22 protein-coding genes are annotated in these 23,223 nt (G+C 53.4%); 7 read left to right on the forward strand and 15 right to left on the reverse strand.

All coding sequences use genetic code 11. From position 1 onward, the window contains the following. The first annotated feature begins 4 nt into the window (after positions 1–4). Both panC and panD read left to right on the forward strand, forming a co-directional pair. Entirely contained in the window at positions 5–859 is an 855-nt protein-coding gene (panC, locus tag M4I31_RS19470; protein WP_085048292.1) for a pantoate--beta-alanine ligase, read from the forward strand. A gap of 94 nt (positions 860–953) precedes the next feature. Further along, entirely contained in the window at positions 954–1,334 is a 381-nt protein-coding gene (panD, locus tag M4I31_RS19475) for an aspartate 1-decarboxylase (RefSeq protein WP_023178331.1), read from the forward strand. 6 nt (positions 1,335–1,340) lie between these two features. Here panD and M4I31_RS19480 read toward each other — a convergent pair whose 3' ends face one another. The 4 genes from M4I31_RS19480 to M4I31_RS19495 form a co-directional block, all read right to left on the reverse strand. Further along, positions 1,341–2,570 (reverse strand): polysaccharide deacetylase family protein, encoded by a 1,230-nt coding sequence (locus tag M4I31_RS19480; protein ID WP_085048293.1) that lies wholly within the window; start codon positions 2,568–2,570, stop codon positions 1,341–1,343. Positions 2,571–2,636: 66 nt separating this feature from the next. Then, positions 2,637–3,077 carry a PTS sugar transporter subunit IIA gene (locus tag M4I31_RS19485; RefSeq protein ID WP_038637318.1) on the reverse strand — a complete coding sequence of 147 codons (441 nt, stop codon included), beginning with the start codon at positions 3,075–3,077 and terminating at the stop codon, positions 2,637–2,639. 103 nt (positions 3,078–3,180) lie between these two features. Further along, positions 3,181–3,951, reverse strand: a complete 771-nt coding sequence (locus M4I31_RS19490) for an ABC transporter permease (RefSeq protein WP_038637314.1) — start codon at positions 3,949–3,951, stop codon at positions 3,181–3,183. Then, positions 3,948–4,874, reverse strand: a complete 927-nt coding sequence (locus M4I31_RS19495) for an ABC transporter ATP-binding protein (protein WP_038637310.1) — start codon at positions 4,872–4,874, stop codon at positions 3,948–3,950. The genes M4I31_RS19490 and M4I31_RS19495 overlap by 4 nt, the downstream gene beginning before the upstream one ends. 108 nt (positions 4,875–4,982) lie before the next feature. Here M4I31_RS19495 and can point away from each other — a divergent pair, with 108 nt between their 5' ends. Next, on the forward strand, positions 4,983–5,645 hold the full coding sequence (gene can / locus M4I31_RS19500) for a carbonate dehydratase (RefSeq protein ID WP_038637306.1): 663 nt from the start codon (positions 4,983–4,985) through the stop codon (positions 5,643–5,645). A gap of 93 nt (positions 5,646–5,738) precedes the next feature. Here the strand turns inward: can and hpt are convergent, their stop codons facing one another. Further along, positions 5,739–6,275 (reverse strand): hypoxanthine phosphoribosyltransferase, encoded by a 537-nt coding sequence (hpt, locus tag M4I31_RS19505; protein ID WP_042312274.1) that lies wholly within the window; start codon positions 6,273–6,275, stop codon positions 5,739–5,741. Between the two features lie 203 nt (positions 6,276–6,478). On the opposite strand from hpt, the gene M4I31_RS19510 reads away from it, so the two are divergent. Continuing rightward, positions 6,479–8,869 (forward strand): glucose/quinate/shikimate family membrane-bound PQQ-dependent dehydrogenase, encoded by a 2,391-nt coding sequence (locus M4I31_RS19510; protein WP_085048486.1) that lies wholly within the window; start codon positions 6,479–6,481, stop codon positions 8,867–8,869. Positions 8,870–8,904: 35 nt separating this feature from the next. Here the strand turns inward: M4I31_RS19510 and M4I31_RS19515 are convergent, their stop codons facing one another. Together M4I31_RS19515 and cueO are read right to left on the reverse strand one after the other, a co-directional pair. Beyond that, positions 8,905–9,426: a hypothetical protein gene (locus M4I31_RS19515; protein WP_085048294.1), complete on the reverse strand. Its 522-nt coding sequence runs from the start codon at positions 9,424–9,426 to the stop codon at positions 8,905–8,907. 122 nt (positions 9,427–9,548) lie between these two features. Then, positions 9,549–11,159 carry a multicopper oxidase CueO gene (gene cueO, locus M4I31_RS19520; RefSeq protein WP_085048295.1) on the reverse strand — a complete coding sequence of 537 codons (1,611 nt, stop codon included), beginning with the start codon at positions 11,157–11,159 and terminating at the stop codon, positions 9,549–9,551. A gap of 153 nt (positions 11,160–11,312) precedes the next feature. On the opposite strand from cueO, the gene M4I31_RS19525 reads away from it, so the two are divergent. After that, positions 11,313–11,660 carry a YacC family pilotin-like protein gene (locus tag M4I31_RS19525; RefSeq protein WP_003018667.1) on the forward strand — a complete coding sequence of 116 codons (348 nt, stop codon included), beginning with the start codon at positions 11,313–11,315 and terminating at the stop codon, positions 11,658–11,660. Between the two features lie 10 nt (positions 11,661–11,670). On the opposite strand, the gene M4I31_RS19530 is transcribed toward M4I31_RS19525, so the two are convergent. The 6 genes from M4I31_RS19530 to acnB form a co-directional block, all read right to left on the reverse strand. Further along, positions 11,671–12,438: a DeoR/GlpR family DNA-binding transcription regulator gene (locus M4I31_RS19530; protein WP_038637298.1), complete on the reverse strand. Its 768-nt coding sequence runs from the start codon at positions 12,436–12,438 to the stop codon at positions 11,671–11,673. Positions 12,439–12,447: 9 nt separating this feature from the next. Then, on the reverse strand, positions 12,448–13,431 hold the full coding sequence (locus tag M4I31_RS19535) for a D-threonate 4-phosphate dehydrogenase (RefSeq protein ID WP_085048296.1): 984 nt from the start codon (positions 13,429–13,431) through the stop codon (positions 12,448–12,450). Then, positions 13,421–14,692 carry a D-threonate kinase gene (locus tag M4I31_RS19540; RefSeq protein WP_085048297.1) on the reverse strand — a complete coding sequence of 424 codons (1,272 nt, stop codon included), beginning with the start codon at positions 14,690–14,692 and terminating at the stop codon, positions 13,421–13,423. Before M4I31_RS19540 ends, M4I31_RS19535 begins: the two co-directional genes overlap by 11 nt. Continuing rightward, complete coding sequence (locus tag M4I31_RS19545) at positions 14,689–15,642, reverse strand: 2-keto-3-deoxygluconate permease 1 (protein WP_038637287.1); 954 nt, start codon at positions 15,640–15,642, stop codon at positions 14,689–14,691. Before M4I31_RS19545 ends, M4I31_RS19540 begins: the two co-directional genes overlap by 4 nt. Positions 15,643–15,822: 180 nt before the next feature. Next, a complete protein-coding gene (gene yacL / locus M4I31_RS19550) occupies positions 15,823–16,185 on the reverse strand; it encodes a protein YacL (RefSeq protein ID WP_038637284.1) in 363 nt (120 codons plus the stop codon). 174 nt (positions 16,186–16,359) lie between these two features. Then, positions 16,360–18,957: a bifunctional aconitate hydratase 2/2-methylisocitrate dehydratase gene (gene acnB, locus M4I31_RS19555; protein WP_085048298.1), complete on the reverse strand. Its 2,598-nt coding sequence runs from the start codon at positions 18,955–18,957 to the stop codon at positions 16,360–16,362. Between the two features lie 448 nt (positions 18,958–19,405). Here acnB and M4I31_RS19560 point away from each other — a divergent pair, with 448 nt between their 5' ends. Next, positions 19,406–21,007 (forward strand): DUF3300 domain-containing protein, encoded by a 1,602-nt coding sequence (locus tag M4I31_RS19560; RefSeq protein WP_085048300.1) that lies wholly within the window; start codon positions 19,406–19,408, stop codon positions 21,005–21,007. Between the two features lie 10 nt (positions 21,008–21,017). Continuing rightward, entirely contained in the window at positions 21,018–21,812 is a 795-nt protein-coding gene (locus M4I31_RS19565; RefSeq protein WP_085048301.1) for a DUF2950 family protein, read from the forward strand. A gap of 61 nt (positions 21,813–21,873) precedes the next feature. Here M4I31_RS19565 and traT read toward each other — a convergent pair whose 3' ends face one another. Together traT and M4I31_RS19575 are read right to left on the reverse strand one after the other, a co-directional pair. Next, positions 21,874–22,605: a conjugal transfer complement resistance protein TraT gene (gene traT / locus M4I31_RS19570; protein ID WP_038637274.1), complete on the reverse strand. Its 732-nt coding sequence runs from the start codon at positions 22,603–22,605 to the stop codon at positions 21,874–21,876. A 208-nt stretch (positions 22,606–22,813) separates the two neighbouring features. Further along, positions 22,814–23,098, reverse strand: a complete 285-nt coding sequence (locus tag M4I31_RS19575; RefSeq protein ID WP_060855471.1) for a hypothetical protein — start codon at positions 23,096–23,098, stop codon at positions 22,814–22,816. Positions 23,099–23,223 lie beyond the last annotated feature (125 nt).

The raw sequence follows: 23,223 nt of genomic DNA on the forward strand, positions 1-23,223 counted from the left end.
AGGTGTGTTAATTATCGAAACCCTGCCGCTGCTGCGTCAGCATATCCGTCGTCTGCGCCAGGAAGGCAAACGCGTCGCATTGGTTCCCTCTATGGGCAATCTGCACGACGGCCACATGAAACTGGTCGATGAGGCAAAAGCCCGAGCTGATGTGGTCATCGTCAGCATTTTCGTCAATCCGATGCAATTCGACAGACCGGAAGATTTGGTGCGCTATCCGCGCACGCTGCAGGAAGACTGTGAAAAACTGAACAAGCGCAAAGTCGATTATGTCTTTGCTCCAGCCGTTGAGGAAATCTATCCGCAGGGGCTGGAAGGCCAGACGTACGTTGATGTTCCCGGCCTCTCTACCATGCTGGAAGGCGCCAGCCGTCCGGGCCACTTCCGCGGCGTCTCGACCATCGTCAGCAAGCTGTTCAACCTGATCCAGCCGGATATCGCCTGCTTTGGCGAAAAGGATTTCCAGCAACTGGCGCTGATTCGCAAAATGGTCGCCGATCTGGGCTACGACATTGAGATAGTCGGCGTGCCGATTATCCGCGCCAAAGATGGTCTGGCGCTCAGCTCGCGTAACGGGTATCTGACGGCAGAGCAGCGTAAAATCGCCCCAGGATTATACAAAGTGATGAGCGGCATCGGCGAAAAGTTACAGGCCGGTGAGCGTGACCTGGACGAGATGATTGCCATTGCAGCGCAAGAACTGAATGAAAAAGGCTTCCGCGCCGACGACATTCAGATCCGCGATGCCGACACGCTGCTTGAACTCACCGAAAACAGCAAACGTGCGGTCATTCTGGTCGCCGCATGGCTGGGACAGGCGCGTTTGATCGATAATCAAAGCGTTACATTAGCCCAGTAGACAGGGGTTAAAAATCGGGCAATACTGCCTGAGAATTTCCAAAGCAGGCTACAAACGCCTGCTTAGCCAAGATAAACGACAGGGTATAGAAGTTATGATTCGCACCATGCTGCAAGGCAAGCTCCACCGCGTAAAAGTCACGCAGGCGGACCTGCACTACGAAGGTTCCTGTGCCATTGACCAGGATTTCCTCGATGCCTCCGGTATTCTGGAAAACGAAGCGATTGATATCTGGAACGTGACCAATGGGAAACGTTTCTCAACCTATGCGATTGCGGCTGAACGCGGCTCCAAAATCATCTCGGTGAACGGTGCGGCGGCGCATTGCGCTGAGGTTGGCGACATTGTGATTATCGCCAGCTTCGTCACCATGTCTGATGAAGAAGCCCGGACATGGCGGCCGAAAGTGGCCTACTTTGAAGGCGACAACGAAATGAAGCGCACCGCGAAAGCTATTCCGGTCCAGGTTGCCTGATAGTCCTTACCCCTGCGGCTGATTGACGATCAGCCGCGACATCGTTTCCAGCGAATCCGTGCGTAAAATATACAGCCTTTTGAGCAGCATCGGATTATCGCCCGGCTTCACCTTCCCTCTCACCGTGGTTACCGCCATGTGAAATCCCGCATCGCCCGCCGCTTTTACCGCCGTGGCGTTATAACCGCCAAACGGATATGAAAGATACAGGACGTGAGGATTGAACTGGGACAGCGCCCGCCGCGAACGGGCAAAATCGAACAGAATGTTGTGATAGTTGCGGCTCAGCAGGATCGGCCGATGATAAGCGTCCACTCGATGTAAAAAATGGGTATGCGACTGGAAGTCAAACACATCCCTGATCCCATTCAGTTCAGAGACGCTCATAAACTGTAGCGATTTCGGATCCCACTTCTGCGGATGGCGCTTAATGCGTGACGAGATGATAAACGCCGTCGCCTTCATGCCGTTCTGTTTCAACACCGGATAAGCATAACGACTCACCGACTTCAGACCATCGTCGAAAGTCAGCACCACCGCCCGCGCCGGGAGGTTCATATTGTTGCGTACATAGCCTTCCAGTTGATACATCGTCAGCGTCGTGTAGCCGCGATCGTGTAGCCAGGCCATCTGGTTGCTAAAAGCGCGTACGGAGGTTGTGGTGGAGGTGTGACGAAAGCGGGTATTCTCTTCATCACGCAGAATATGATGATAGGTTAACACCGGGATGCCGTTGTCTTCCTGCGCATCCAGAGCACTGATATAGGCCAGTCTGCCGCCAATGCGGATCTGGTACCACGTCTGGTTGAGTCGGTCTTTAAGCTTACTGATTATGGGATAGCGCAGATTATCCGCCAGCACGCCAAACGGGGCGCTACCGACATCCGGGGCATTATAAACCGGTGTATCTTTCCAGGTAATCAGGCTTTGATTGCTGAGGGGTTTATTGAGATCGCCCAAACCATCGTCAACTTTCTGCCGCCCCTGAACAGGCTCCAGATGCCCCTTATCAATAAACCCGGTACCAAAGCCAAAGGTGAATTCGTAATAGTCAGCCGCTATCGGCTCTACGGCAAGGATCTGCCCGGCGCGAACATTCCCCACCGTCACCATTTTGTCACCTATCTGCGCCCACACGGCAGCCGCTTCGGTAGTTTGCATGTAGCGAGCAGGCAAAGCCGCAGCTACGCTGCCAGAAGACAGGAGCAACAAAATAAGCACAACGCGCATAACCATATGAGATAACCGAACCGAGGCGAGAAACCTCGGCTATTGTAGCAAAAGCGCCATCAATACCAACGATTAATACTCGTACAAATCATGCTTCAACACGAAGGGGGGATTTTTTTGTTGTTGATGCCAGAGGCTTGAGACCTCCGGCCCGCCAAGCGTAACAATGCAATCGCGAAACGCAGAGCTGCTCATTGATTCCCGTGACGAAAGCATTCGCTCAAGCAATGAATAGCTGATACCTGAAATCACTTCACACTGAGGGTGTTTGTGGCTCATTAACGAGGCCACGCGGTACGGTGCGGCCCCCGCGGTATCCGTCAGGAAGATCACGCCCTCGCCTGAGTCAGTAGCATGCAGAGCGTGGCACATCATGCGGCTCAGCATATTTGAGCTGAGCCCACGCCAAAAACTTACCGCCTGGCATTGGGCCAACGGGCCGTGCTTCTGCTCCAGACGATGCAGCATATCCTGTGCCTTATCGTCATGACAGGTAATTACCCAACCTAACATTGCCTTCCTCCTTAGCAGGCAAGTAGTTTATCAATGTGATAAATCCATAATGGTGATAAGCGTCAAAAGTCTTCCTCTCCCGAGCAGAGAGAGGAAGAAAGAATTAACTGCGCAAACCGCGTCCACGCTGGATCAGGTACCAGCACAGCAAATAAAACACCGCGATGAACACCACCAGCACGCCAAACGTGGTGACCAGCGGAACATCATGGATACCCAGGAAGCCGTAGCGGAATCCGCTGATCATGTAGACAATTGGGTTCAGGTGCGACAGCCCCTGCCAGAACGGCGGCAGCAGCGTTAACGAATAGAATACGCCCCCCAGGTAGGTCAGTGGTGTTAGTACGAAGGTTGGGATCAGGCTGATATCGTCAAAGGTTTTGGCGAAGACTGCATTCAGTAAGCCCGCCAACGAGAACAGAATCGCAGTCAGCACCAATGTGAGCGCCACAAACACCCACGAATGTACCTGGAACGGCACAAAGAACAGCGACACCGCGGTAACCAGAATGCCCACGCACAGCCCGCGCGCCACGCCGCCGCCGACAAAACCAGCGATAATGACGTGCGTCGGTACCGGAGCGACCAGCAGTTCTTCAATATTGCGTTGAAACTTGGCGCTAAAGAATGACGATGCCACGTTAGCGTACGAGTTGGTGATTACAGCCATCATAATCAGCCCCGGCACAATAAACTGCATGTAGCTAAAACCATGCATTTCGCCGATACGCGAGCCAATCAAATTACCAAAAATAATAAAATAGAGCGTCATGGTGATGACGGGAGGAACCAGAGTCTGGACCCAGATACGCATAAAGCGGTGGATCTCTTTCGCCCAGATGCTTTTCAGCGCAACCCAATACAGCTGCATCATGCGCGATCTCCTTGTTTTTCATGCACCAGAGAAACAAACAGTTCTTCCAGTCGGTTCGCTTTGTTACGCATACTTAATACCTGAATACCCTGGGCGCTCAGTTGTGAGAACACGCTGTTAACCCCTTGCTCACGCAGAACTTCCACTTCCAGCGTCGAGGTATCAACCAGACGATACTGATACCCTTCCAGTTTTGGCAGCGGGCTTTTCGGCGCCAGATCGAGAATAAAGGTTTCTGATTTCAGTTTAGAGAGCAGGCTCTTCATGGAGGTATTTTCCACCAGCTCGCCGTGCTGAATAATACCGATATTGCGACACAGCATTTCCGCTTCTTCGAGATAGTGGGTGGTCAGAATAATTGTGGTGCCTTTGTCATTTAAATCTTTTAAAAAGCCCCACATTGAACGACGTAGCTCAATGTCGACGCCCGCCGTCGGTTCGTCGAGAATCAACAGCTTTGGCTCATGCATCAGCGCACGAGCGATCATCAGACGACGTTTCATCCCGCCGGAAAGCATACGCGCACGTTCGTTACGCTTTTCCCACAAGTCGAGCTGTTTTAGATATATTTCGCTACGCTTAACGGCTTCTTTATGCTCAACGCCGTAGTAACCTGCCTGGTTGACCACGATCTGCTGCACGGTTTCAAACGGGTTAAAGTTAAACTCCTGCGGCACCAGACCAAGCTGACGTTTAGCGTTAACCGTATCTTTATCGAGATCGTATCCGAAGACGCTTACCCGTCCGGAAGTTTTATTCACCAGCGAACTGATAATGCCGATGGTGGTGGATTTACCTGCGCCATTCGGTCCCAAAAGCGCATAAAAATCCCCCGCTTCGACTTGCAAATCTATGCCGCGTAGCGCCTGCACGCCACCGGGATAGGTTTTCTTAAGTTCTTGAAGTTCCAGAGCAATGGTCATGGTTTTTTACTTACCTTACGTTCTGACATTTCATATATAGTTTAATTAATGCTGGAGTTACCCTATATTAGCCCATCGAATTTATCTGGTTTCGGGTCGTACAACTCCATGAAAGACATAGATACACTCATCAGCAACAATGCACTATGGTCAAAGATGCTGGTAGAAGAGGATCCCGGATTTTTTGAAACGCTGACACATGCGCAGAATCCACGTTTTCTATGGATTGGATGTTCCGATAGCCGCGTTCCCGCTGAACGATTGACCGGTCTGGAACCGGGCGAATTATTCGTCCACCGTAATGTTGCCAATCTGGTTATTCACACCGACCTGAACTGCCTCTCAGTGGTTCAGTATGCGGTGGATGTGCTGGAAGTGGAACATATTATTATTTGCGGCCACTACGGATGCGGCGGCGTCCAGGCGGCTATTGAAAATAAAGAACAGGGGCTGATTGATAACTGGTTACTGCATATTCGCGATATCTGGTTTAAACACAGCTCACTGCTGGGCGAAATGCCGCAGGAACGCCGCATGGACACTCTGTGCGAACTGAATGTCATGGAGCAGGTCTATAACCTGGGTCATTCAACGATTATGCGATCCGCCTGGAAGCGCGGTCAGAAAGTCACGATTCACGGCTGGGCCTACGGTATTCATGATGGCCTGCTGCGCGATCTCGACGTCACCGCCACCAGCCGCGAAACGCTGGAGCAGCGCTATCGCCAGGGGTTATCTAACCTCAGCCAGAAACACTGCAACCATAAATAATGTGACATTGCCGGGAGGCGGCTATGCCTTACCCGGCCTACAAACCTGCGCCGTAGGCCTGATAAGCGAAGCGCCATCAGGCACTCCAGCCAATTACTCGTCCAGCAGCACTACTTTGCCAACGTACGGCAGATGGCGATAACGCTGGGCATAGTCAATGCCGTAGCCGACCACAAACTCATCTGGAATAGAGAATCCGATAAACTCAACCGGCACATCCACTTCACGACGGGAAGGTTTATCCAGCAGCGTACAGATAGCCAGGGATTTCGGCTCGCGCAGGCTCAGAATCTCACGCACTTTAGACAGCGTGTTGCCGGAGTCGATGATGTCTTCAACAATCAGCACGTCTTTGCCACGAATGTCTTCATCCAGGTCTTTCAGGATTTTAACATCACGCGTGGTAGACATTCCGCTGCCATAACTGGATGCAGTCATGAAATCGACTTCGTGGGAGACATGCACTTCACGGCACAGGTCCGCCATAAACATAAATGAGCCGCGTAACAGACCAACCAGCACCATATCGCTGCCGCTGTCCTTATAACGTTCGTTAATCTGACGTCCCAGTTCAGCAATACGCGCTTTGATCTCCGCTTCCGGGATCATGACTTCAACAGTATGTTTCATATCTCTAACCATATGATTTAAAAACAAATCACTCAATGCTTACTTTTAATAAGCGAGCATCTAAGCGCAAGGCACGCAGTATACCAGCAAAAGCATTCATCCGCGGCATCTGTTGATAAAGTTCATTGTGTGACAATCATCACGCGTTTTAACTCCTATAATTAACTGCTATTAAAGAAATAACACCTGTGATGGTATTTTTTATGGCAAATAACAACGTACGATCCCAACGACTTATCGTGACACTGAGTGCTCTGTTCGCCGCACTTTGTGGACTCTATCTCCTGATTGGCGGAGGCTGGCTGGTCGCCATCGGTGGCTCCTGGTATTACCCTATTGCGGGTCTGGCCATGCTCGGCGTGGCCTTCCTGCTATGGCGTAGTCAACGCTCCGCGCTTTGGCTGTATGCCGTCCTGCTTCTCGCCACTATGATTTGGGGCGTATGGGAAGTTGGGTTTGATTTCTGGGCATTAACACCGCGTAGCGATATCCTGGTCTTCTTCGGTATCTGGCTGATTCTGCCGCTCGTCTGGCGCCATCTGCTCGTACCTTCCAGCGGTGCGGTAACAGCGCTGGTCGTCGCACTACTGATTAGCGGCGGGATCCTGACCTGGGCGGGTTTCAACGATCCGCAGGAAATACACGGCACGCTGAGCGCGGATACCACCCCGGCCGAAGCAATTTCACCGGTGGCCGACGAGGACTGGCCCGCTTACGGGCGCAATCAGGAAGGTCAACGCTACTCACCGTTAAAACAAATTAACGCCGACAACGTACATCAATTGAAAGAAGCCTGGGTATTTCGTACCGGTGATTTAAAACAGCCGAACGATCCGGGTGAAATCACCAATGAAGTCACGCCGATCAAAGTTGGTGATACGCTCTATCTGTGTACCGCCCACCAGCGTCTGTTTGCACTTGATGCAGCGAGTGGTAAAGAGAAGTGGCATTTCGATCCGCAACTCAATACCAACACCTCTTTCCAGCACGTGACCTGTCGCGGCGTTTCTTATCATGAAGCACGGGCCGATAACGCCAGCCCGGAAGTGGTTGCTGACTGTCCGCGCCGCATCATCCTGCCGGTGAACGATGGCCGTCTGTTTGCCCTGAACGCGGAAACCGGCAAGCTGTGCGCAACCTTCGCCAATAAAGGCATCCTTAACTTACAGACCAACATGCCGGATACCACGCCGGGTCTGTATGAGCCGACGTCGCCGCCCATCATTACTGATAAAACCATCGTGATTGCCGGGTCGGTGACCGATAACTTCTCCACCCGCGAAACCTCCGGCGTTATCCGTGGTTTCGATGTGAATACCGGTAAGCTGCTGTGGGCGTTCGATCCAGGCGCCAAAGATCCCAATTTCATCCCGTCAGATGAACATACGTTCACCTTTAACTCACCCAACTCCTGGGCCCCTGCGGCCTATGACGCGAAGCTGGATCTGGTGTATCTGCCCATGGGCGTCACCACTCCGGACATCTGGGGCGGTAACCGCACGCCGGAACAGGAACGTTATGCCAGCGCCATCCTGGCGTTAAATGCCACGACCGGGAAATTGGCCTGGAGCTATCAAACCGTTCATCACGATCTATGGGATATGGACTTACCGGCGCAGCCGACGCTGGCGGATATCACCGTTAAAGGGCAGAAAGTCCCTGTCATTTACGCACCGGCGAAGACCGGTAACATCTTCGTGCTCGACCGCCGTAATGGTGAACTGGTGGTACCTGCCCCGGAAAAACCGGTGCCGCAGGGCGCAGCCAAAGGTGATTACGTCAGCAAAACCCAGCCGTTCTCCGATCTCACCTTCCGTCCGCAGAAAGATTTGAGCGGCGCGGATATGTGGGGCGCCACCATGTTCGATCAGTTGGTGTGTCGCGTGATGTTCCACCAACTGCGTTATGAGGGCATCTTCACCCCGCCTTCAGAGCAGGGTACGCTGGTGTTCCCTGGCAACCTGGGGATGTTTGAATGGGGCGGCATCTCCGTTGATCCTAACCGTCAGGTGGCGATTGCCAACCCGATGGCCTTGCCGTTTGTATCGAAGCTGATCCCACGCGGCCCAGGCAATCCGATGGAGCCGCCGAAAGATGCCAAAGGCACCGGCACAGAATCAGGAATTCAGCCCCAGTATGGTGTTCCGTTCGGCGTCACGCTGAATCCGTTCCTGTCGCCATTTGGCCTGCCGTGTAAGCAGCCAGCCTGGGGCTACATCTCCGCCGTGGATCTGAAGACCAATGAAGTGGTGTGGAAAAAACGTATTGGCACACCGCAGGACAGCATGCCGTTCCCAATGCCGGTTCAGGTGCCGTTCAATATGGGAATGCCAATGCTGGGGGGGCCTATTTCCACCGCCGGTAACGTGCTGTTCATTGCCGCGACCGCCGACAACTATCTGCGCGCCTACAACATGAGTAACGGTGAGAAATTGTGGCAAGGTCGTCTACCGGCAGGTGGACAGGCGACACCGATGACCTATGAAGTGAATGGCAAACAGTATGTGGTGATCTCCGCCGGAGGTCACGGGTCGTTTGGCACGAAGATGGGCGATTATATCGTGGCGTACGCGTTGCCGGACGACGCGAAGTAAAATGAAAAGCGCCCGCAGTGTTGCGGGCGCTTTTTTTATTCAAACTTCAGTGACAGCAGCGAAGCCTTCGCGGCGTCCTGGTACTGCGACACCAGATCTTTGGTCATATTGAAGGAGACCTGCACCGCTTTCTCATTTTGCGAGGTAACCAGCAGCAGGTTGAGAATTTCAGTATCCGGCGCTTGCGAGCGGAAGGTAATCAGCCACGCTTTATGCCCGTCAACCGTGACGGGTTCCGCCTGCGGCTTGAAGTTGGTCAGCATTTTCAGCGTCGCGTCCTTTGCCATATCCAACTGAGCGGCAGGCAGCGCGTTGCGCCCGGCGGTAATGCCTAAAGACGCTTTACCACGTTCGTCACCGTAAATCACCTGCGGACGATTTTCGGAAGGGTATTTGATTTTTGCCATCTCGTCCGGCATGGGCGTGAGCGTCTGAGGGATTTCGAGGCTTAAATTCAGTTTCGAAATCTGTTGGCGTTCCATCTTCATCGCGGCCTGCGCAGAGACCGCCAAAAGCATGATAAACGATGCTGCCAGTATATTACGGAAAAGCGTCATGAATACCTCTTGGTATGAGTGATTAACTCCCTCAGTATATGCACGCTTTTACTCGACGATAGGGTAATATCCGTTTTCGTAATAAACGTTTAGCGGATAGCGCCACCGCTATCCGACGCTGTTTATACGGTAAAACCGAGCATCATGCCGGTATCTTCATGCTCTAACAAATGGCAATGCGCCATATAGGCATGCTCTTTCGGCGCATTGTGGTCAAACTTCACCAGCACCTCGCTGACGCCGCCTTCTACCCGTACCGTGTCCTTCCATCCCGCGCGGTGCGCGGCAGGCGCTTTGCCATTCTCAGACAAAATGCGGAACTGGGTGCCGTGAATATGGAACGGATGCAGCATCATGTCGCCCTGACCAGAAATCACCCAGCGCTCATGCTGACCTTTCGCCGCGGCGAACATGGGTTTATTCATATCAAACGCCAGACCGTTAATCCGGTTGGCATTATGGAAATCAAATGATCCCGCCTGCTTCATGTTGCCATGCTGCATATTCCCCATGTTGCCATGGTTCATATTGCCATGATTCATCTTCCCGTGGCCCATATTGTCATTATTCATATGGTCCATCATCTTCCCATGATCCATACCCGCCATCGCCTGACCACCGTACTTCTTCATCAGCATTTGCATGCCCATCATGTCAAGCATCGGATCCATAGATAGCTGTAGTTTGCGCACCGTCAGGCCATCCAGTGACGGCAATGACGGCATGGATGTCAGCGAATCAGGCAGCGTTGCGGAAGCGGTAATCAGCAGCGGCTGAACGCGCATCACTGGGTGCGGCTTATCAAATGGCGCAACCGCCATCCCCATCTGGCTGACAGGAAGAGTGACCAGATCAAACGCCTTACCGTCGCTCACATCCACCAGCACTTCAAAGCGCTCGCCCATCAGCATAGGAAGTTCAGTTACTTTGACCGGTTCCGCCAACAGTCCACCATCGCTGGCAATAACGTACAGAGGACGATTGTCGCTGGCGGCAATATTCAGCGAGCGAGCGTTACACCCGTTCAGCAGGCGCAAACGCAGCCAACCGCGCGGCGCGGCATGCTGAGGATAAATCGCGCCGTTGGTCAGCAGCGTATCGCCAAACCAGCCGACGGCAGCGGTCATCATGTCCAGTTGATAGTTGATCTGTCCATCGGTGGAAAACTGCTTATCCTGAATAATTACCGGCACATCATCTATGCCCCACTGCTTCGGCAGTAGTAGTTTGTGAATCTCTTCATCTTCAATCAGCACCAGTCCGGCCAGCCCCATCGCCACCTGACGACCGGTTTTGCCATGCTGATGCGGGTGGAACCAACAGGTTGCTGCCCGTTGATCCGGGGTGAAAGTTACAGAGCGTTTCCCGCCTGCCGGGATAATACCTTGCGGCCCACCGTCAACTTCACCAGGAATTTCCAGTCCGTGCCAGTGCAACGTCGTCTCTTCGGCAAGCTGGTTGTGGATATCCACCGTCACCGATTGCCCTTTGTTCAGCTTTAGCGCCGGTCCGAGCAAATTGCCGTTATATCCCCACGTCGTGGCGGTTTTACCTGCAAAGCTCGACTGCCCGACTTGTGCAATCAACTGAATGCGATTAGAAGCATCGGCGGTTAACAGGTCTGGAATGGGCAATGCCGGACGGTCGGCGGCAAATACGCTACGGCTCCATAGAGGTAATGCTGACGCGACGCCCAGCGCCACGGAGTACTTTAAAAAGTCACGACGTTGCATAATCACTTCCTTATATTCAGCAGCTTAAGCAGGCTATCTTTTAAGCATAAGCCTTCCCCTTACGGGAAGGTCAAGTAAACGGCTAATAATAAAGGTCGTCGCTTCGCTCGCAGTGTGCTAACGTTTAAATTCCGTGATGCAGTGGTAGAAGCAATGAAGACGTTTTTCAGAACAGTTTTGTTCGGCAGCCTGATGGCCGTATGCGCAAATAGCTACGCGCTGAGCGAGTCCGAAGCCGAAGATATGGCCGATTTAACGGCAGTTTTTGTTTTTCTGAAAAATGACTGTGGATACCAGAATTTGCCAAATGGGCAGATCCGTCGCGCACTGGTCTTTTTTGCCCAGCAAAACCAGTGGGACCTGAGTAATTACGACACCTTCAACATGAAGGCGCTGGGTGAGGACAGCTATCGCGATCTCAGCGGTATCGGCATCCCAACGGCAAAAAAATGCAAAGCGCTGGCGCGTGATTCCCTGAGCCTGTTGGCTTACGTTAAATAATCCACCGCCGTTACTCTGGCTGTACCAGCGTCAGGGCCACGGATTGCGCTTTTAATTCAGCCTTTGCGCCTTGCGGTAAATTCACATCGGTAACAATATCAGTAAAGCGGCTAAGCGGCGCGACGTTAAATAACGAATGCGCGCCATACTTACTGCTATCCGCCAGTAATACCTTCCGTTGCGCATTGGCGATAATTTCTTGCTTCAGTCCCGCTTTGTCTTCCGTTGGCGTGGTCACCCCCTTGTCCATGCTCCAGGTGTTACAGCTCATAAAGGCGATATCGGGATAGACGCTACGCAACATTTTCCGTCCAAACTCACCAATGCAGGACTGACTGCTGTCATCAATGCGCCCACCAACAATCGTCACTTCTATCTGGCGGAATTCTGACAAAAACAGGGCAATATGCAGATCAACAGTAATGACGCGCAGCGGCAAATGGGTCAGACATTTTGCCAGCTCCAGCATTGTGGTACCGGCATCAAGCACCACGGCATCGCCAGCATGCACCATTGAGGCGGCAAAACGCGCAATCGCCCGTTTCTCAGCGGGCGATCGCAGTTGCTTTTCATTGGTAGTCGGCTGCGCCGCTTCAAAACGTCGCAGGGCAACACCGCCGTGGCTACGGCTGATCACGCCCTGTTCATCCAGCTTGATGAGGTCGCGTCTGATTGTTGCTGGAGAGGCGTCAACCGCCTCAACCAGTTGCTCCACGGTAACCAGCGTATGATTTTTCAAATACGCCACAATCTTATCCAGACGGTGTTGGCCTTTCATAACAGTAAATTACGCCAGTTGCATTGCCAGTTTGATCGATACGGCCATGCTCTCAGATTTTGCTTTTCCCGTCCAGGCGATATCAAATGCCGTACCGTGATCGGCTGAAGTACGAATAAACGGCAAACCTGCTGTGATATTTACCCCATCATAAAAACCAAGCAACTTAAGCGGGATATGACCCTGATCGTGATACATCGCCACCACCATGTCGTACTGGCCTTCATAAGCCTGCAAAAACACAGTATCCGGCGGGCACGGTCCGTATACATTCATCCCCTTCGCTTTCATATTCTCAATCGCAGGCCCGACAATGCGGATTTCCTCATCACCAAACAGGCCATTCTCACCGGCATGTGGATTCACCCCCGCGACGGCAATACGCGGATGCGCAAAACCGACGCGCTTCAGGAAGGTATCGGCAATGCCAATCACCGTTTCAACACGTTGCCCATTGAGCGTATCGAGAAATTTGCGCAAAGCAATATGCGTGGAAACATGGATGACTTTCAGCTTGTCGGTGTAGAGCACCATGGCGTAATCACGACTTTCCGTCAACGTTGCCAGTAGTTCCGTATGTCCGGGATAATTGTGTCCGCCAAGATGTAATGCTTCTTTATTCAACGGCGCGGTCGCAATAGCGTGCACATCGCCCTTCATCGCCAGTTCCGTCGCCCGTTTTACACAGCGATAGGCCAGATCGCCTGCCTGCGCCTGCACTGTTCCCGGGACCAGTTCGTCGGGTTGCGCCAACGGTTCATCAATCACATGAATCGTACCCGGTTCGAATCGGGCATCAGCAACCTTTTCGATTGCACGGAATGTCACCCCTTCAGCCAGCCCCTGGGCCTGTAATCGCTGCAGAGTTTGCAGGCACCCAACCACCACCAGCGGGGCGCCATTAAGGTCATCTTCACGCAGTGCTTTAACAATAATTTCCGGACCAATCCCCGCCGGATCTCCCATCGTAATCGCAATAGTTTTAGTTACCACGGTACATCTCCTCAATAAAATAAAGCGCATCACAAAGGGTCGTGTCGGAACCGAATCCACCCGCTTTGGTGATTACTGGCAAGTCATCAATCTCGCTGTTCACAAATGTTCCACACGGAATACAGGGGGCAACCTCACTTTGAATGCGATACCCTTCTGCCCCCAGCGCACTGGCGACCGCCGTAGCAATATCGCCTCCGGTCAGGAACAAACCGCCGATACGCGCCCGCTCAATAATCCGCAATGTTATCTCTCCAAGACGCCGACTCAGCAGCTCTCCCAACTGTTGCCGGCTCATCCCCAGGTTGGCGCACAGCGAGTCGATCATATTCCGGTCTTCTGCACGCCGACTGGTACGCAAGATCGTGTGCTGTTGCTGGCTCAACTGCGCGCAAGCCTGTTCAACAACAGAGGCCATTTCCTGCTCAAATGACGATGCAGACAATCGCGCGGCATCGATTTCAACCACCGTTGCCCGGCCCTGGCACAACGCTTTTTCCACCTGACGTCGCGTTGCTTCGCTCATTGAGCCCGCCACGACCAGCACCGGTAATGCCTGCTTTTCTTGCATAAACGTTCCGGCAGGTAAGGCATTGGCAAGCCCTGCCGCCCCGACCAATAACGGCATCTGTTTTTGTTCGCAAACAGCGTGTGCGATTAGCGACAGATCTCGCTCTTCCACTGCATCCACAACCACCATGCATTCGCCTTCTGTCGCAAAAGCGCGAAGCAGCGCGCTTAAGCTTCCCCGACGCACATCCGATAGCGACACCTCATGTACCGGGATATCGCTTTGCAACGCGATCAGCTCAGCAATACGAGAAGAGTGAATGGGCGTTTTTGGATCGCTGGCAAATTCCGTCTCTAACAGCGGCACGCCATGTACCAGACATAATCCATCCTGTGTGGTACGCCCGGCAGCAGGGATCGCTGCCGCAATCACGGCCAGCGTCCGACCAGCAGCACGCATCGCTGAGGTGACTTCGGCCCCGACATTGCCCCGGAAAGTAGAGTCGATTTTTTTGTATACCAGCGGTGTTACCGCTTCTTCACACCATGGCGCTAACGCCTGTTGTACAGCTGCAGCGGCCTGCATTGCAGGCATCGCCCGACTTTCGGTGTTGATGACCAGAACATCGGCGCGACGAGAGGGTTTCTGCGCAGGTGTGAGCATGACCTCCGTACGTGCGCCTTTTTTCGCCAACTGTACGCCGGTATCGTTAGACCCCGTAAAATCATCGGCGATAACGATCATTTTCATGCTTTGTTCTCCTGAACTGCCTGGCGCGCCTGCTTTTTCGCCACCCACGACGTAAGAATTGGCGTCAGAATAGCGGTCGTGATGACTGACGCTGCGATCAACGGCGCAGCCGCAGCAGCAACCTCTGCCAGCGATGGATCGGCTTGTGCTATCGCCAACGGCGTCGCTACCGCGTTCCCTGCAGTACTGGATGCAGCAGCGCCAGCAATACCACTCCCTCCGACGAGACGGTCGGCGCGAATGTTAAAGAAGCCGCCAACAAAGGTAGTCAGCACCCCCAACAGGATGCCCGCCAGACCGCCCTGCAGCAGCATTTCCAGGTTAATACCGGCCCCAAGCGCAAAGGCAAAGAAAGGAATGAGCAACGGACCGCCTTTGGTCAGGAAGTCACGCATATTGGCATCGAGGTTACCGAGGATCATACCTACCACCAGCGGTACCAAAACCGCCACCAGCGCCATGATAGGAATATTTGCCATACCCGCCGCGCCCAATGCGATCATGGTAAAGAAAGGCCCATCATTCAGCGACAAGATAGAGATCGCACCGACATCACGTTCGTTGCCAAACTCCCCCACCAGCGCCGCATAAAGCCCGCCATTGGAGTTACTCATTGCCGCAATAATGGCGACACCGCTTAAGCCAAAGATACCTTCCGCGCCAAACAGATGTTCAACCCCGAGACCAATCGCGATGGCGACAAGTAATTTTGTCAACGTAATCGTACCGCCTTGTAACAAAGCTTGTGGCGCCGCCTTTACGCTAATCCCTGCGCCCATGCAGAGCAGGAACGCGCCAATTAGAGGAGCTGCGCCATTTTTAAATAAAGCAGTGGTGAATCCACCAATCTGCAACGCCTGCGGGGCAAAAGTGTTGATAATGGCACCGATAACCAACGGCACAACCATCATGCCGCCGGGTACACGTTCTATTGCCTTCTTGATGTTCATGGTCTTCCCGCCTGTTGTTATATTGTGATTAAATAAAATCATAACGATTATATTCAATCAAAATAAAAGCGCAAACGCGGCAGATCACAGTTTAATAATGATCAATAAAAATCAAATAATCATTTTTGTGAAAAAAAAGCCGGGTTCGTCTCACCCGGCTTGATTGATATCTGAAATTTCTCAGGATTGATGGACAAATTCACGGTACGCCGCAACCACTTGCAGAAAATCCTCTACGCCGCAGAGCGAAAAGCTCTCTTCGTCGTAGTAGCTCATCCCCTCTTCCATTTCATCGCCTGAAAACTCAAGCTGATTGGCGCGAATCATCACCTCTTCGCCATCCAGCCAGAGCGTGTATTCATGCCCTGCTCGCTGCCAGGAGCGCTCACTGCCCTTAACCGCACGCGCCGCCTGTTCCACTTCATCAAGTAAGGCCAGGTTCTCTTTCACTTCTTCATTAAACCAGTGCCCCACCACCTCGTGGCCCATGGACATACGCACTTTTACCACTCCGGTAATATCGCGCAGAAATTCGTAATCCATAATGTCTTCCTCTGCTCCCGGCAATGCGCCAATACCGCATTGCGCCTTGCTGTAATTATCGCAGCAGCGCGGCAGAAAAAAAGCGTAGCGGGTATAAGGAATAGAAATAAAAATGCCCGGAGAAGCAGACTTCTCCGGGCATTGATGCGTTTTTACACAAAACGCGTTAGCGCATTAGAGTGCGGTCTGGAAAATCACGCCGTCCGCTTTCTCGGTGTACTGAGAAAGCTGGTCGAAGTTCAGATAACGGTAGGTATCCACCGCCGTCTTATCCACCTGCGCCACATAGGTCTGATACTCTTCCGCGGTAGGCAGTTTGCCAATCAGCGCAGCAACCGCCGCCAGCTCAGCAGAAGCCAGATAGACGTTTGCCCCGGTACCTAAACGGTTCGGGAAGTTACGGGTAGAGGTCGATACCACCGTTGCGCCGTCAGCCACACGCGCCTGGTTACCCATACACAGGGAACAGCCAGGAATCTCAATACGCGCGCCGCTCTTACCAAACACGCTGTAGTAGCCTTCTTCAGTCAGCTGCGCCGCGTCCATACGGGTCGGCGGAGCCACCCACAGGCGCGTCGGCAGTTGGCCTTTGTGCGCATCCAGCAGCTTACCAGCGGCGCGGAAGTGGCCGATGTTGGTCATGCAGGAACCGATGAACACTTCGTCGATCTTCTCGCCCTGCACATCGGACAGCAAACGCGCGTCGTCCGGATCGTTCGGCGCACACAGGATCGGCTCTTTGATATCCGCCAGATCGATGTCGATCACCGCCGCGTATTCCGCGTCAGCATCGGCTTCCAGCAACTGCGGATCCGCCAACCATTTTTCCATGCCCTGCACGCGACGTTCCAGCGTACGACGATCGCCGTAGCCTTCTGCAATCATCCACTTCAGCAGCACGATGTTGGAGGTCAGGTACTCGATAATTGGTTCTTTGTTCAGCTTGATGGTACAACCGGCAGCGGAACGCTCGGCGGACGCGTCGGTCAGTTCAAACGCCTGCTCGACTTTCAGATCCGGCAGACCTTCAATTTCCAGGATGCGGCCAGAGAAGATGTTTTTCTTCCCTTTCTTCTCCACGGTCAGCAGGCCCTGTTTAATTGCATACAGTGGGATGGCGTGTACCAGATCGCGCAGAGTGATGCCCGGCTGCATTTTGCCTTTGAAGCGCACCAGAACGGATTCCGGCATATCCAGCGGCATCACGCCGGTCGCGGCAGCAAACGCCACCAGACCAGAGCCCGCCGGGAAGGAAATACCAATCGGGAAACGGGTATGGGAGTCACCGCCAGTACCGACGGTATCCGGCAGCAGCATGCGGTTCAGCCAGGAGTGGATAACGCCGTCGCCCGGACGCAGCGACACACCGCCGCGGTTCATGATGAAGTCTGGCAGCGTGTGGTGCGTGTTCACGTCCACCGGCTTCGGATACGCCGCAGTGTGACAGAAGGACTGCATCACCAGGTCAGAAGAGAAGCCCAGACACGCCAGGTCTTTTAGTTCATCACGGGTCATCGGGCCAGTGGTATCCTGGGAACCCACGGAAGTCATCTTCGGTTCGCAGTACGCGCCCGGACGGATACCTTTCACACCGCAGGCGCGGCCAACCATTTTCTGCGCCAGAGAGAAGCCGCGGCTGCTTTCCGCCACGTCTTTCGCCTGACGGAAAACGTCTGAGTGCGGCAGACCCAGCGCTTCACGCGCTTTGGTGGTCAGGCCACGACCGATAATCAGCGGGATACGGCCGCCGGCGCGGACTTCGTCGATCAGCACGTCGGTTTTCAGTTCAAATGTCGCCAGCAGCTCACCGGTTTCGTGGTTGCGCACTTCACCGCTGTAAGGGTAAACGTCAATCACGTCGCCCATGTTCATGTTCGACACATCGACTTCAATCGGCAGCGCGCCCGCATCTTCCATGGTGTTGAAGAAGATAGGCGCAATTTTGCCGCCGAGGCACAGACCGCCGCCGCGCTTGTTCGGCACATGCGGGATATCATCGCCCATGAACCACAGTACGGAGTTGGTCGCCGATTTACGGGAGGAACCGGTGCCGACAACATCACCGACGTAGGCCAGCGGGTAGCCTTTTTTCTGTAATGCTTCGATTTGTTTGATCGGGCCAACGACGCCCGGCTGATCCGGGTCAATGCCTTCACGGGCGTTTTTCAGCATCGCCATGGCGTGCAGAGGGATATCCGGGCGGGACCAGGCATCCGGGGCCGGAGAGAGGTCATCGGTGTTGGTTTCACCCGTCACTTTAAAGACGGTAACGGTGATTTTTTCAGCAAGCTGAGGACGGTTCAGGAACCATTCGGCATCAGCCCAGGACTGCATTACCTGCTTCGCATATTCGTTGCCCGCTTTGGCTTTTTCTTCTACATCGTAGAAGTTATCGAACATCAGCAGCGTTGAAGAGAGCGCTTTGGCAGCAATCGGCGCCAGTTTTGCGTCGTCCAGCGCATCGATCAGCGGATGAATGTTGTAACCACCCTGCATGGTGCCCAGCAGTTCAATGGCTTTTTCTGGCGTGACCAGTGGGGAGGTGGTGTCGCCTTTCGCGACAGCAGCGAGAAAACCGGCTTTAACATATGCGGCTTCATCTACGCCAGGAGGAACGCGGTTGATCAACAGGTCTAACAGGAATTCTTCTTCGCCCACAGGCGGGGTCTTCAGCAGCTCGACAAGTGCGGCCATTTGGGTTGCGTCTAAAGGTTTGGGCACAATCCCCTGGGCAGCACGCTCAGCTACGTGCTTACGGTATTCTTCTAGCACGACGATATCTCCTCGCTCTCATTGTCATAATGCGGCGCTTTTGTTGATGGGCGATTCTCTTCACGCTCCTGTGAGACAGTAGTTAGTAGGGTAAATGCCCGGTACCGCATAAGGCACAATAACAGGATTTTCTTTAAGTGTTAATCTGTTTACAAAAAAGCAACATAAAAAATTGGCTGAATCGTTAAGAATGGTGTAGCGGCGAGGCGGGACGCATTTCAGAGGGATAAAGGGCGCCGTAAAGCGGTTGATTTTCAAGCGTGACATGCTGAATTTTCCAGCGTTTTTTTAGCCGTCAGATATAATTGTGTAATAAATACTCACACTCTTTTTCCGGACCTGCCGGCTGAATCCCCAATAAAAGTCAAAACTGTCAAACACGGGTGCATGATACTCGCGGCAACAGGAACGCCTCACGGCACAGCGCTTGTCTCGTTGGAGTCATTTTATGAAGTTGCCATTTAAGCCACATCTGCTTGTTCTTCTGTGCAGTGCCGGGTTGTTTGCCGCCTCTGGCGTGATGTTCGTTAAAAGTCGCGTAACGGAGCCCGCTGCGCCGGCCCCCGTCGCACAACAACCTTCAACGCCGGCACCAGCTCCCGTAGCGGCCCCTGCTCCCGTTGACCAACCTGCGCCTGCTGCCGCGCCGACATACTCGGCTGCGCAAATCGATCAGTGGGTGGCGCCTATCGCGCTCTATCCGGATTCACTGCTGTCACAAATTTTGATGGCCTCAACCTATCCGGCTAACGTCATCCAGGCCGCGCAGTGGTCAAAAGATAATCCCAAGATGCAGGGCGATGCCGCCATTCAGGCCGTTGCTGGTCAACCCTGGGATCCCAGCGTGAAATCGCTGGTTGCCTTTCCACAGTTAATGTCACTGATGGGTGAAAATCCGCCGTGGGTACAAAGCCTGGGTGACGCTTTCCTTGCGCAACCGAAAGACGTCATGGACTCCGTACAACGCCTGCGCGCGCTGGCGCAACAAACCGGGGCGTTGCAATCGACACCGCAACAGACCGTCACTACTGTGACAAAAGCGGCACCGGCTAAAACCGTCACCAGCGAGTCAACAACCAGTTCTACTACCATGACCGCCACGACAAGCCCAACGATTATCAAAATTGAATCCGCCGATCCACAGGTGGTGTACGTCCCCACCTATAACCCGAACACGGTTTACGGCACCTGGCCCAATACCGCCTATCCGCCAACCTATCTGCCGCCAACGCCCGGCGAGCAGTTTGGCAACAGCTTCGTGAACGGTTTAGGCTTCAGCCTCGGTGTCGCCACAACCTATGCCATTTTCAGCAACATCGACTGGGATGATGACGATGACTGGGACCACCATCATCACGATGACTGGGATAACCATGGCGGGTATAACCGCAACGGCGATAACAACATCAATATCAACGTTGATAACTTCAATAAAATCAGCGGGCAACGGCTAACAGACGCCAACCGTAACTGGCAGCACAACCCGGCCTATCGCGAGGGTGTGCCGTACCCTAATAGCCAGCTCAATAACCGCTTTCACTCCACTAACACGGCAACGGGCTTAAGCTCAACCCAGCAACGACCGGTCAACCGTGATAGCCAGCGTCAGGCAGCCCTGAGCCAGATGGAAAAATCAACGGGGAAAACATTCCCGCAAACGGTGCGTACGGGCACGAGAGACGCCCAGCGTCAGGCATCCAGTCAACAACTGAAGCAAATTTCTCAGCGTAATAACTACCGCGGTTACGATACCAAACCGCAAACGGCGCAACGGGCAAACACTCAGCAGCGTGAAAATCGCCAGGCTGCCGCCCAGCGCCAGGAGAAACGGATCACGCAACCGGCGCAGCAACGCAATATACAGCAACATAATTTTCAGCAACGGACCAGCCAGCCGCGCGCCAATGCGCTGAGCGGCAATGACAGTCGCTCTGCCAGCTGGCAGGCGCAGCAGCAGCGAGGGGCCCAAAGCAGGCAGTTCGCCCGCAACCAGCCATCTCGCCAGCTATCCGGCGGTCGTGCTGAACACCGTGAATTCCGTCATCGTTAAGGGAACCGACATGAAAAATAAACTACTCAGTGGAATGGTGTTGTTCATGGTTTCGGCCACCGCGATGGCGCAGCAATCCTTCAGCACGCCAGACCAGGCCACCGATGCGCTGGCAAACGCTATTAGTGAGCAAAATGAAAGTGCGATGAACAACCTGCTCGGGGAAAACTGGCGCGAGTTTCTGCCGCCGGAAGGCGTCGATCCTGATGCGGTTGATCGCTTCCTGCGCGACTGGAAGGTTCGCCATAACACCGTTGTCGACGGTAATACCGCGCATCTTGTTGTCGGAGACAGCGACTGGCAACTGCCGATCCCGGTGGTTAAAACCACCTCTGGCTGGCAATTTGATATTAAGGAAGCGGCCGAAGAGATCCTGACCCGAGAGATTGGGCGCAACGAACTCGCTGCCATCGAGGCGTTACATGCCTACGTCGATGCTCAGCAAAGCTACTTTGCGATGAACCAGACGTACGCACAAAAGATTGTCAGCTCTGAAGGGAAAAAAGATGGTCTGTACTGGCCCGTTTCACCCGGTGAAGCGCCAAGCCCGCTTGGACCAGCCTTCAGTCCGCAGGAACCCGGTACAGGCTATCACGGTTATCATTTCCGTATTCTTCCCGACAAAACCAGCGGCTTTGCGATGGTTGCCTGGCCCGTTAGCTACGATCATACTGGCGTGATGAGCTTTATGGTTAACGGTGATGACAAGGTCTATCAGGCGGATCTTGGCGAGGAGTCGCAGCAAAAAGCACAGGCGTTAACCGCCTACCACCTGGATAAAACCTGGCAGCCTGTCGCGCCCTGAATCCCCAGAGTCGAAGGATGAGTTGCCGGGTAAGCGTAGCCCCCCGGCAACTCGCAACAAATTACAGGATGTTAGCGACAGATTTCGCCAGTTGAGCTTCCAGAACCGGCTTCGCTTCTTCGAACTTCAGGTTTACCTTATTCGCATTTGAAACAACACGAGTCTGGTATTTTGCGCGATCGCCCTGCGCAGTGCTGGTTTGCAGCTTGATGCCGGACGTCCCCTGACGCAGCGCGGCAACGTTATCCGTTGTCACTTTCGCTTTGCTGCGCTCGGAGATTTGCAGGTCAGTGACCATGGTGTAGTTTACGTCTTCCACCATCGCATCAGCAGCCATACCGATCAGTCCCGCTGCCAGGCCAACGCCCAGCGCCGCGCCGGAGGAGTTACTGTTATAGGCGGTAATCCCCGCACCTAAAGCTGCCCCCATCGCCGCCCCTTCATAACCGGTCTTCAGGAAGCCCTGAGCTTCGCGCAGATCCATTTTGTCCGCTTTCAGTACGTTCGCCTGCACCCAGTAGTAAGCGTTATCCGGCGAACTGGTCACTTTATAGCCCTTAGCCGACAGGTCATTTGCCAGCAGGGTTTGCAGATTGCTCATGTCTTTATCGGAAGTGTTTTTCACCTGAATGTAGACGGTCTTCTCGCTGGAAGGCTCCAGCCAGATGGTCTCACTCATCTGCGTTTTCACTTCAAGATTACGTTTTTTAACGGCGGTGGTCATGGCGCCACACCCGGTCAGGGTCATTGTCGCGACAACCATGCCAACAACCGCGATTTTTTTTAAAGACATGTTTTTTCCTTTTTTCGTGTAATAAAGAGTCCAGAGCCTCTTAAGCGCGCGGCCAGTAGCCACACAATGGCGAAAAAAGTATCGGCAGTTGCGCAATTTTTTTTAGCGGAAATATCAATAAGATGACTACCAGAACTGGTAGTTTGGGATTGGCGTCATTGCCCAGACGCTCACGTCAGCGAAGATGTGTCTGACGTGAGCGGGAGAGTTAATTCTGATGCGGCATTAATTCAGGATAACCTTTAAACGCCGGCTTCGTGCTGGTAAGTGCTACTTCATCAGCCCGAATGCTGCCAGAGTTTGTTGCCCATACACCTTCCTGTGTCTGGCTAATCTGCTGATGCTGCGCATTCAAATTTTGTCCCATTGCCGCAATATGCGTGCTTTCGGTACCACCGCTGTTGGTAGCCCATGGGATGACGGCATCCTGCGCCAGCGCCATGCCGGAAATAAACACGGTAGTCATTACTGCTGCTTTTAAAAAACGTTTCATCATTTCCCCTCTCAATTTGTTATCACGCTATTAGTTTAGAGGGTTATTAGTTTCATCTAATGACAAGATAAGGTGATTTATTTCTTGTGAAACAGGGTGTTGATTTGGAATCCCGATTTCATGCG

Origin of the sequence: Citrobacter sp. XT1-2-2, from assembly GCF_023516235.1 — a bacterium.
Taxonomy (GTDB): domain Bacteria; phylum Pseudomonadota; class Gammaproteobacteria; order Enterobacterales; family Enterobacteriaceae; genus Citrobacter; species Citrobacter werkmanii.